The sequence below is a fragment of the Vibrio sp. 10N.222.52.B7 genome, assembly GCF_041474275.1.
Classification (GTDB): Bacteria; Pseudomonadota; Gammaproteobacteria; order Enterobacterales; family Vibrionaceae; genus Vibrio; species Vibrio crassostreae_C.
Genome location: NZ_JBFRTU010000007.1, coordinates 1 through 3,001 on the forward strand (window position 1 = coordinate 1; position 3,001 = coordinate 3,001).

General features: G+C 50.8%; 1 rRNA gene. It reads right to left on the reverse strand.

The window, feature by feature from the left end:
• Positions 1 to 90 precede the first annotated feature (90 nt).
• Positions 91 to 2,984: ribosomal RNA gene (locus AB4512_RS03470) — 23S ribosomal RNA — on the reverse strand.
• Between the last annotated feature and the right edge of the window lie 17 nt (positions 2,985 to 3,001).

Here is a 3,001-nt window from a genome sequence, read left to right on the forward strand (position 1 = left end):
GAAATAATCTGGAAAACTGATTTAAAAGTCTCTTCAAACTCATTCAAGGTCTGGTCTTTCTTTGAGTCCACAAAACCCCTTGGGTGTTGTATGGTTAAGCCTCACGGGCAATTAGTACAGGTTAGCTCAATGCCTCGCAGCACTTACACACCCTGCCTATCAACGTCGTAGTCTACGACAACCCTTTAGGACACTTATAGTGCCAGGGAAAACTCATCTCAAGGCTCGCTTCCCGCTTAGATGCTTTCAGCGGTTATCGATTCCGAACTTAGCTACCGGGCAATGCCATTGGCATGACAACCCGAACACCAGAGGTTCGTCCACTCCGGTCCTCTCGTACTAGGAGCAGCCCCTTTCAATTTTCCAACGCCCACGGCAGATAGGGACCGAACTGTCTCACGACGTTCTAAACCCAGCTCGCGTACCACTTTAAATGGCGAACAGCCATACCCTTGGGACCGACTTCAGCCCCAGGATGTGATGAGCCGACATCGAGGTGCCAAACACCGCCGTCGATATGAACTCTTGGGCGGTATCAGCCTGTTATCCCCGGAGTACCTTTTATCCGTTGAGCGATGGCCCTTCCATTCAGAACCACCGGATCACTATGACCTGCTTTCGCACCTGCTCGAATTGTCATTCTCGCAGTCAAGCGGGCTTATGCCATTGCACTAACCACACGATGTCCAACCGTGTTTAGCCCACCTTCGTGCTCCTCCGTTACTCTTTGGGAGGAGACCGCCCCAGTCAAACTACCCACCAGGCACTGTCCGTAATCCCGATTCAGGGACCAACGTTAGAACATCAAAACTACAAGGGTGGTATTTCAAGGACGACTCCACCACATCTAGCGACGCGGTTTCATAGTCTCCCACCTATCCTACACATGTAGGTTCAATGTTCAGTGCCAAGCTGTAGTAAAGGTTCACGGGGTCTTTCCGTCTAGCCGCGGGTACACTGCATCTTCACAGCGATTTCAATTTCACTGAGTCTCGGGTGGAGACAGCGTGGCCATCATTACGCCATTCGTGCAGGTCGGAACTTACCCGACAAGGAATTTCGCTACCTTAGGACCGTTATAGTTACGGCCGCCGTTTACCGGGGCTTCGATCAAGAGCTTCGACCGAAGTCTAACCCCATCAATTAACCTTCCGGCACCGGGCAGGCGTCACACCGTATACGTCATCTTACGATTTTGCACAGTGCTGTGTTTTTAATAAACAGTTGCAGCCACCTGGTATCTGCGACTCTCGTCTGCTCCATCCGCAAGGGACTTCACTGATAAGAGCGTACCTTCTCCCGAAGTTACGGTACCATTTTGCCTAGTTCCTTCACCCGAGTTCTCTCAAGCGCCTTGGTATTCTCTACCCGACCACCTGTGTCGGTTTGGGGTACGATTCCTTACAATCTGAAGCTTAGAGGCTTTTCCTGGAAGCATGGCATCAATGACTTCACTACCGTAGTAGCTCGACATCGTATCTCAGCGTTAATAGCGGTCCGGATTTACCTAAACCACCCGCCTACGTACTTGAACCTGGACAACCGTCGCCAGGCCCACCTAGCCTTCTCCGTCCCCCCATCGCAATTGTAAGAAGTACGGGAATATTAACCCGTTTCCCATCGACTACGCCTTTCGGCCTCGCCTTAGGAGTCGACTTACCCTGCCCCGATTAACGTTGGACAGGAACCCTTGGTCTTCCGGCGAGGGAGTTTTTCACTCCCTTTATCGTTACTCATGTCAGCATTCGCACTTCTGATACCTCCAGCAGCCCTTACAGACCACCTTCAACGGCTTACAGAACGCTCCCCTACCCCACATACCCTAAGGTACGTAGCCGCAGCTTCGGTGTATAGCTTAGCCCCGTTACATCTTCCGCGCAGGCCGACTCGACCAGTGAGCTATTACGCTTTCTTTAAATGATGGCTGCTTCTAAGCCAACATCCTGGCTGTCTGAGCCTTCCCACATCGTTTCCCACTTAGCTATACTTTGGGACCTTAGCTGGCGGTCTGGGTTGTTTCCCTCTCCACGACGGACGTTAGCACCCGCCGTGTGTCTCCCGGATAGTACTTACTGGTATTCGGAGTTTGCAAAGGGTTGGTAAGTCGGGATGACCCCCTAGCCTTAACAGTGCTCTACCCCCAGTAGTATTCGTCCGAGGCGCTACCTAAATAGCTTTCGGGGAGAACCAGCTATCTCCAGGTTTGATTGGCCTTTCACCCCTAGCCACAAGTCATCCGCTAATTTTTCAACATTAGTCGGTTCGGTCCTCCAGTTGATGTTACTCAACCTTCAACCTGCCCATGGCTAGATCACCTGGTTTCGGGTCTAATCCTAGCAACTGTACGCCCAGTTAAGACTCGGTTTCCCTACGGCTCCCCTAAACGGTTAACCTTGCTACTAAAATTAAGTCGCTGACCCATTATACAAAAGGTACGCAGTCACACCACGAAGGTGCTCCTACTGCTTGTACGTACACGGTTTCAGGTTCTATTTCACTCCCCTCACAGGGGTTCTTTTCGCCTTTCCCTCACGGTACTGGTTCACTATCGGTCAGTCAGTAGTATTTAGCCTTGGAGGATGGTCCCCCCATATTCAGACAGGATATCACGTGTCCCGCCCTACTCGTTTTCACTGATTATGATGTGTCGGTTACGGGGCTATCACCCTTTACTGCGAGACTTTCCAGACTCTTCACCTGCATCATTAAAAGCTTAAGGGCTAATCCAATTTCGCTCGCCGCTACTTTCGGAATCTCGGTTGATTTCTCTTCCTCGGGGTACTTAGATGTTTCAGTTCCCCCGGTTTGCCTCCTGTTGCTATGTATTCACAACAGGATACTTACTTATGTAAGTGGGTTTCCCCATTCAGGAATCCCAGACTCAAAAGGTTATTACTACCTAATCTGGGCTTATCGCAAGTTATTACGCCTTTCATCGCCTCTGACTGCCAAGGCATCCACCGTGTACGCTTAGTCACTTAACCATACAACCCGAAAGGGT